Annotated in this window: 8 protein-coding genes; 1 reads left to right on the top strand and 7 read right to left on the bottom strand. The window is 66.2% G+C overall.

Annotation, left to right across the window (positions count from 1 at the left end):
* Positions 1-193 precede the first annotated feature (193 nt).
* On the bottom strand, positions 194-868 hold the full coding sequence (yrfG, locus tag QT386_RS22610; protein WP_289276019.1) for a GMP/IMP nucleotidase: 675 nt from the start codon (positions 866-868) through the stop codon (positions 194-196).
* Positions 869-909: 41 nt separating this feature from the next.
* Between yrfG and cysQ the strand changes: the two genes are divergently transcribed.
* Positions 910-1,710 carry a 3'(2'),5'-bisphosphate nucleotidase CysQ gene (gene cysQ / locus QT386_RS22605; RefSeq protein ID WP_289276018.1) on the top strand — a complete coding sequence of 267 codons (801 nt, stop codon included), beginning with the start codon at positions 910-912 and terminating at the stop codon, positions 1,708-1,710.
* Between the two features lie 45 nt (positions 1,711-1,755).
* Here the strand turns inward: cysQ and mtnC are convergent, their stop codons facing one another.
* From mtnC to rpmB, 6 genes are all read right to left on the bottom strand, one after another.
* On the bottom strand, positions 1,756-2,427 hold the full coding sequence (mtnC, locus tag QT386_RS22600; protein ID WP_289276017.1) for an acireductone synthase: 672 nt from the start codon (positions 2,425-2,427) through the stop codon (positions 1,756-1,758).
* Positions 2,428-2,625: 198 nt separating this feature from the next.
* Positions 2,626-3,177 carry an acireductone dioxygenase gene (locus QT386_RS22595; protein ID WP_289276016.1) on the bottom strand — a complete coding sequence of 184 codons (552 nt, stop codon included), beginning with the start codon at positions 3,175-3,177 and terminating at the stop codon, positions 2,626-2,628.
* Between the two features lie 11 nt (positions 3,178-3,188).
* Positions 3,189-3,806, bottom strand: a complete 618-nt coding sequence (locus QT386_RS22590) for a methylthioribulose 1-phosphate dehydratase (RefSeq protein WP_289276015.1) — start codon at positions 3,804-3,806, stop codon at positions 3,189-3,191.
* Positions 3,807-3,877: 71 nt separating this feature from the next.
* On the bottom strand, positions 3,878-5,359 hold the full coding sequence (gene mgtE, locus QT386_RS22585) for a magnesium transporter (RefSeq protein ID WP_289276014.1): 1,482 nt from the start codon (positions 5,357-5,359) through the stop codon (positions 3,878-3,880).
* A gap of 339 nt (positions 5,360-5,698) precedes the next feature.
* Complete coding sequence (rpmG, locus tag QT386_RS22580) at positions 5,699-5,869, bottom strand: 50S ribosomal protein L33 (RefSeq protein ID WP_289276013.1); 171 nt, start codon at positions 5,867-5,869, stop codon at positions 5,699-5,701.
* 3 nt (positions 5,870-5,872) lie between these two features.
* Entirely contained in the window at positions 5,873-6,109 is a 237-nt protein-coding gene (gene rpmB / locus QT386_RS22575) for a 50S ribosomal protein L28 (RefSeq protein WP_289276012.1), read from the bottom strand.
* Between the last annotated feature and the right edge of the window lie 229 nt (positions 6,110-6,338).

Genomic DNA, 6,338 nt, shown 5'->3' with positions numbered 1-6,338 from the left:
TGATCCACAACCGCCAACTTAAAGGCCATCGTGTAATCGCGCTGCGTCCTCTTAACCCTTGATTCCATTTGACTCTCCTTCTCGACTTCGAAAAGGTGTCAACCCTGGGCAGGACGGGTCACGGACACGAAAAAGGCCCGCCATGCGGGCCTTTCTCTTTGCCGCCGGACTGCGTCCCGGCTGCGCTCCCGCCTCAGCGCGGAATCAGCTGCTCGATGCGGTCCGCCGCCGGATGCCAGTCGAAATCGGCACGGCTCGGCTGCGTGGAGTCCGGATGCCGCAGGCCCACCACCTGGCCCACGCCGAAGCGGCGCGCCGCCTGCAGCACCGGCAGGCTGTCGTCCACGAACATCGCCCGCTCGCGCTCGAAGGGCTTGTCGGCCAGGAAGCGCTGCCAGAACAGCGGATCCTCCTTGGGCGCGCCGTAATCATGGGAGCTGACGATGTGATGGAAGTAATGCCCCAGGCCGGTCTGCTCCATCTTCAGCGTCCAGCTGTCACGATGGGCATTGGTCGCCAGCCACAGCTGGCGACCGGAGTCGCGCACGTGCCGCAGGAAGTCCTCGGCGCCTTCCAGTGCCCGGATGTGCTGGCGAATCTCGCGCTTCAGCCCCGCCACGTCCAGGCCGGTGATGTCGCTCCAGTAGTCGGTGCAGTACCAGGGCAGCGTGTGCTGCACCTCGACAAAGCGCGGCAGCAGCTCGGCCCGCGCATCTTCCAGGCTCAGCCCCCGGGCCCAGGCATAGCGCTCCGGGATCAGCTCGCGCCAGAAATAGTTGTCGTAGGCCAGGTCCAGGATCGTGCCATCCATGTCCAGGATGACCCAATCGGCCCGCGACCAGTCCACTTGAAGGAGGTTCTCGCTCATCAGGGGATTATGATACCCGCCTGATTTCGAGGAGGCGTCACGTGAAGGTATCGCAGGAAACCCTGGACCAGGTGCTGGCCATCGCCCTCGGGGCCGGTGAGAAGATCCTGACCGTCTACGAGTCGGATATCGCCGTCACCACCAAGGACGACGACTCGCCGCTGACCCAGGCCGACCTCGCCGCGCACCATCACATCGTCGCCGGCCTCAAGGCCCTGGCGCCGGACATCCCGGTGCTGTCGGAGGAAGACGCCGACATCCCCTACGAGACGCGGCGCCAGTGGACGCGCTACTGGCTGGTGGATCCGCTCGACGGCACCAAGGAATTCATCAAGCGCAACGGCGAGTTCACCGTCAACATCGCCCTGCTCGACAACGGTGTCCCGGTACTGGGCGTAGTGCACGGCCCGGTGCTGAAGGCCAGCTGGATCGCCGCCCAGGGCCTCGGCGCCTGGCGCATCGAGAACGGCCAGAAGAGCGCCATCCGCACCCGCAAGTCGCCGGCCCGCCCGGCGCTGGTGGTCAGCAAGTCGCACCGCGACGCCGCGCTGGAGTCCTTCCTGGAGAAGATGCCGGAGCACGACGCGGTCAGCCGCGGCTCCTCGCTGAAGTTCTGCCTGGTGGCCGACGGCGTGGCGGACCTGTACCCGCGCACCGGCCCTACCAGCGAGTGGGACACGGCCGCCGGCCAGTGCGTGGCCGAGCAGGCCGGCGCCCAGGTGCTGGTCATGCCGGGCCTGCAGCCACTGCGCTACAACCAGAAGGAATCGCTACTGAACCCGCTGTTCGTGGTGATCGGCGACCCGTCCGCGGGCTGGGCGGACCGCCTGCCGAAGACGTAAAAAAAACGGGCCTTTCGGGCCCGTTCTCGTTTACGGCATCGCGCCCTACAGCGTCACGTCCGTGAGCTTGTCCACCTGCGGGTGCGCCGCCGGCCTGGTGCGCTCGTCTCGCAGCAGCTGGCAGGTCTTCATGCCCGCGGCCTGGGCCGCATCCAGCTCCTCGCCGATGTCGGACAGGAACAGCACCTGCTCGCCCGGCAGGCCGATGTGCTTGAGGATGTTGCGGTAGGACGCCGCCTCGCGCTTGCCGCCGATGCGGGTGTCGAAATAGCCCGAGAACAGCGGCGTCAGGTCGCCCGCATCGCTGTAGCCGAAGATCAGTCGCTGCGCCTCCTCGGAGCCCGAGGAATAGACGTAGAGCTTGCGCCCCTCGCCCTGCCAGCGGCGCAAGGCCTCCGGCGTGTCCGGGTAGACATGGCCCTTCAGCTCGCCGGCCTCGTAGCCCTGACGCCAGATCATGCCCTGCAGCGCCTTCAGCGGCGTGTACTTGCGGTCCTCGGCGATCCACTGCTCCAGCACGTCCGCCGCCTCGTCCAGCGACAGGTCACGGTTTTCCTGGCGCTCCACCTCGGCCAGCTCGCGCTGCACGGCGTCGTTGCCGGCCTGCGCGCGCAGGAAGGCGCGCATGTGCATCCGGGCATAAGGGAACAGGGATTGATGCACGAAGTCGATCGAGGAGGTTGTACCCTCGATGTCGGTAACTATGGCTTTAATCATTGGTTTTCCTTAGCCATCCATGGCGCTTGGTTCCGGCCCGGCCATCCATGGCCTGGCGTTCGTCGGGATGGATGTCCACCGGACATCCATCTGCTTCCGACTCACCCCTCGATGTCGGTGACGATGGCTTTGATCATTGTTGCGTCCTCTTCCCCCTCTCCCGCCAGCGGGAGAGGGAAGCCAGAGAAAGCGGCTGTCTTAGGCCGCCCGCTCGAAGCGCGGGAAGCGATCCGCGATGGTGTCGCCGGTGAATTTGCCGACCCAGCCTTCCGCGATGCGGAAGAAGCGGATCGCCTTGAAGAAGGGCTTGGGGCCCATGTCGAACCAGTGCGTGACGTTGGCCGGCAGGTTGATCAGGTCGCCGCGGGTGCACTCGGTCATGTACACCTTGCCGCCGGAGCGGATGTAGAACATGCCGGAACCGTCGACGAAGAATCGGGTCTCGAAATCGTCGTGCGTGTGCTCGGCCAGGAACTTTCCGCGTGCCGCCTCGGCCTGCGGGTTCTCCGGGTGCATCGCCACCACGTCGATGGTGACGAAGCCATACTTCTTGTTGAGCTTCTCGATCGCGTCCTGGTAGGCGGCGATCACTTCCTCGGCGCCGTCTTCCGGCTTCAGCGGCTTGGAAGCGTCCCAGCGCTCGAACTCCACGCCGATGCCGGCCAGGGCATCGCGGATATCCTCGAAGCGCGTCAACGTCTGCAGCGGCTGCTGGGCATCGCTGTCGGCGTAGATCGTGAGAGTGGTCATGGCTTTTCTCCTTACTTCAACAACTGCGAGCGCAGTTCGCACTCGAACATGAATTCCAGGGCCTCGACGCGCCAGCGCGCCTCGGCCACCGTGGAGCCCCAGGCATACAGGCCGTGGCCGGCAATGACGTAGGCCGGCGTGGCCGGATCCTGCTTCATATGGGCGTCCACGCGCGCCGCAAGCCGGGCGATGTCCTGGTCGTTCTCGAACACCGGCACTTCGACAGCGGCATCGTGCGTCTTGATCCCCGGCAACAGCTTGAGCAGCTCATAGCCGGCCAGCCGGATGCGCTCGAAGCGGCGCGACAGCAGGGTGTTGGCCACCGAATGGGTGTGCAGCGCGCCGCCGATGGCCGGATCGTGCTTGTACAGCTGGCAGTGCAGCAGGGTCTCGTAGGAGGCCTTGCGGCTGCTGCCGATCGGCCGGCCGTCCAGGTCCGCCACCAGGAAATCGGCCTCGGTCAGCTCGCCCTTGTGGCAGCCGGAGGCCGTGATCAGCATGCGCTCGGGCCCCAGGCGGCCGGAGAAGTTGCCGCCGGTGGCCGGAACCCAGCCGCGGGCATGGAACAGCTGGCCGGCGCCGATCATGACGCGGCTCAACTCGGGGATGATATGGGGGTTTTCGGTCATGGGATCGCGCACTTTACGGCATGGCGTGTGACATCTGTTAGCGTGCCGGCGGCTTTGGCCGCCAGCGCCCGTCAAACCAGGAAGACGGCCGCCAGGCCCAGGAAAATGAAGAAGCCCATGCTGTCGGTGGTGGCCGTCAGGATGATGCTGGACCCCATCGCGGGATCCCGGCCCATCCGGTGCAGCAACACCGGCGCCAGCACGCCCACCAGGGCCGCCACGCACATGTTGAGCATCAGCGCCACCGCGATCACCGCCGCCAGCGGCAGCTGGTGGTAGAGCAGCAGCGTGGACAGGGCCAGCACCCCGCCCCAGAGTGCCCCATTCATGGCGCTGATCGACAGCTCGCGGCGCAGGATGCGGCGCAGCTGGTCATTGCTGAGCTGGTCTAGGGCCAGGCCGCGGATCACCAGCGCGGCGGACTGGTTTCCGGTATTGCCGCCGATGCTGGCGACGATCGGCATCAACGCCGCCAGGGCTACCAAGGTGGCGATGATCGACTCGAAGGCACCGATCACCCGCGAGGCGAAGAAGGCCGTAGCCAGGTTGATGGCCAGCCAGGGCCAGCGGCGCTTGGCGCTGGCCACCACCGGGGCGAACAGGTCCTCGTCCTCTTCGGTCAGACCGACCTGGCGCAGACCCTCGGTCTGGGCCCGCTCGCGGACCTCGTCCAGCACCGCGTCCACCGTCACCCGGCCCACCACCTGCCGGTGCAGGTTCAGCACCGGAGCCGAGATCAGGTCGTATTTCTCGAAGGCCGCCACCGCCTCGCGCGAGGGATCGTCGGTGTAGAAATAGACCGGCCGCGGGTTCATGACCTCCGACACCTGCCCTTCCGGGTCGCCCAGCAGCAGCTTGGCCAGCGGCAGCAGGCCGCGCAGCTGGTTGCCGCGGTCCACCACGAACAGCTGGTTGGTATGCGCCGGCAACAGCTTGCGCCGCCGCAGCAGGCGCTGCACCGCCTCCAGGGTGGTGTCCTCGCGCACCGCGATGAAGTCCAGGTCCATCATCGAACCCGCCGTGCCCTCCGGGAAGGAGAGCATCGAGCGCACCTCGGCCTGATCGGCGCTGTCCAGGCGCTCCAGCACCTGCTGGCGGGCTTCCTCCGGCAGCGAAGAGACCAGGTCCGCCAGGTCGTCGGTATCCAGCGAGCCGGCCAGGGCCACCACTTCCTCGGGCGGCATGTTCAGCACCAGGGCCCGGCGCACCGTATCCGAGGTCTCCAGCAGCACCGCCCCGCGCCGCGACGGCCGCACCAGCGTCCAGGCCAGGTCCCGCGCCTCCGGCGCCAGGGCCTCCAGCACGAAGGCGATGTCCGCCGGGTGGAAAAGCGACAGGCGCTGCTCCAGCGCCGTCTGGTGCTGTCGTGCGACCAGCTGCGCCACCACGTCGCTGTTGCGCCCCTCCGACCGCAGCAGCAGCTCCTTCTCTACCGACTGGCGAGACAACAGCTGGATCACCTGGGCACGAGCCTGCTCCAGGTGATGGTGGTGCGGACGCGCAGCGGCGTCGGCGTCATCGTGGAGATCGGGCGGCGGCAGGTCCGGGGTCATGAGGAAATATTACGGCCAGGGCGTGACGGTTTGGGCTTTTGGCGAGCACCGGGCGGGGCAAATGCCGGAAACAGGACCGCCGCCCAGGGGGCGGCGGTTGATGGCGGCCTTGAGACCGCAGAAGCCCCCTGGGGGAAACGGAGAAACCACCCCGGAGGGTGGTTTCCTGGAACCGCGAAATTTCACGGCTGGCCGGCTTCGCTTGGCCAAGTGCGAAGTTTCCGGCCATCGGAGCCAAAAACCCGCTCCAGAAAACAGCAAGGCCGCCCCTGGGGCGGCCCACTGGAACCTGCGGTTTTCTGCTGCTGGCCGGCTTCGCTTGGCCAGGTGCAAAAACCTTTACTTGATCTTCGCTTCCTTGAAGGCCACGTGCTTGCGAACGATCGGGTCGTACTTGTTGAACTCGAACTTGTCCGGCGTGTTCTTGCGGTTCTTCTTGGTCGTGTAGTAGTAGCCGGTGCCGGCAGTGGACACGAGCTTGACCTTCTCTACTTCCTTCTTCTTTGCCATGGCTTACACCTTCTCGCCGCGGGCGCGCAGTTCGGCCACGATGGCCTCGACGCCCTTCTTGTCAATGATGCGCATGCCCTTGGAGGAAACGCGCAGCGCCACGAAACGCTTCTCGGACTCGAGCCAGAAGCGGTGGGAGTGCAGATTCGGCTCGAAGCGGCGACGACGCTTGTTGTTGGCGTGCGAGACGGTGTTACCCGTCATCGGGCGCTTACCGGTCACCTGACAGACTTTGGACATGACACAAAACCTTGGTCAAAGAGAATTTACACGGCCACAGGCCATGCAGAAGGGGCGCGATTGTGCCAGCAGCCACGCGGCAAGGCAAGGCCCCCGATCCCCGCGTTCTAGCCGGCCCCGGCGCGCGTCCGCCCGGCCAAAGCCGGCACGGACCGCTTCGGGATATTCTATTGGGAGCCTGTTAAGGCTGCTGGGGTCGCTGTGACGGAGACCGTTTTGGCGCAGGGCA

The sequence above is a fragment of the Solimonas sp. SE-A11 genome (assembly GCF_030345715.1).
GTDB lineage: Bacteria > Pseudomonadota > Gammaproteobacteria > Nevskiales > Nevskiaceae > Solimonas_A.
Note: the sequence above shows the minus strand (reverse complement) of the source record. Positions and strands in the feature narration are given on the sequence as shown.

Bases quoted from the DNA above. Each gene is read 5' to 3' on its own strand.
- yrfG (WP_289276019.1), bottom strand. From the start codon at position 868: ATGAGCGAGAACCTCCTTCAAGTGGACTGGTCGCGGGCCGATTGGGTC.
- mtnC (WP_289276017.1), bottom strand. From the start codon at position 2,427: ATGATTAAAGCCATAGTTACCGACATCGAGGGTACAACCTCCTCGATC.
- QT386_RS22595 (WP_289276016.1), bottom strand. From the start codon at position 3,177: ATGACCACTCTCACGATCTACGCCGACAGCGATGCCCAGCAGCCGCTG.
- QT386_RS22590 (WP_289276015.1), bottom strand. From the start codon at position 3,806: ATGACCGAAAACCCCCATATCATCCCCGAGTTGAGCCGCGTCATGATC.
- mgtE (WP_289276014.1), bottom strand. From the start codon at position 5,359: ATGACCCCGGACCTGCCGCCGCCCGATCTCCACGATGACGCCGACGCC.
- rpmG (WP_289276013.1), bottom strand. From the start codon at position 5,869: ATGGCAAAGAAGAAGGAAGTAGAGAAGGTCAAGCTCGTGTCCACTGCC.
- rpmB (WP_289276012.1), bottom strand. From the start codon at position 6,109: ATGTCCAAAGTCTGTCAGGTGACCGGTAAGCGCCCGATGACGGGTAAC.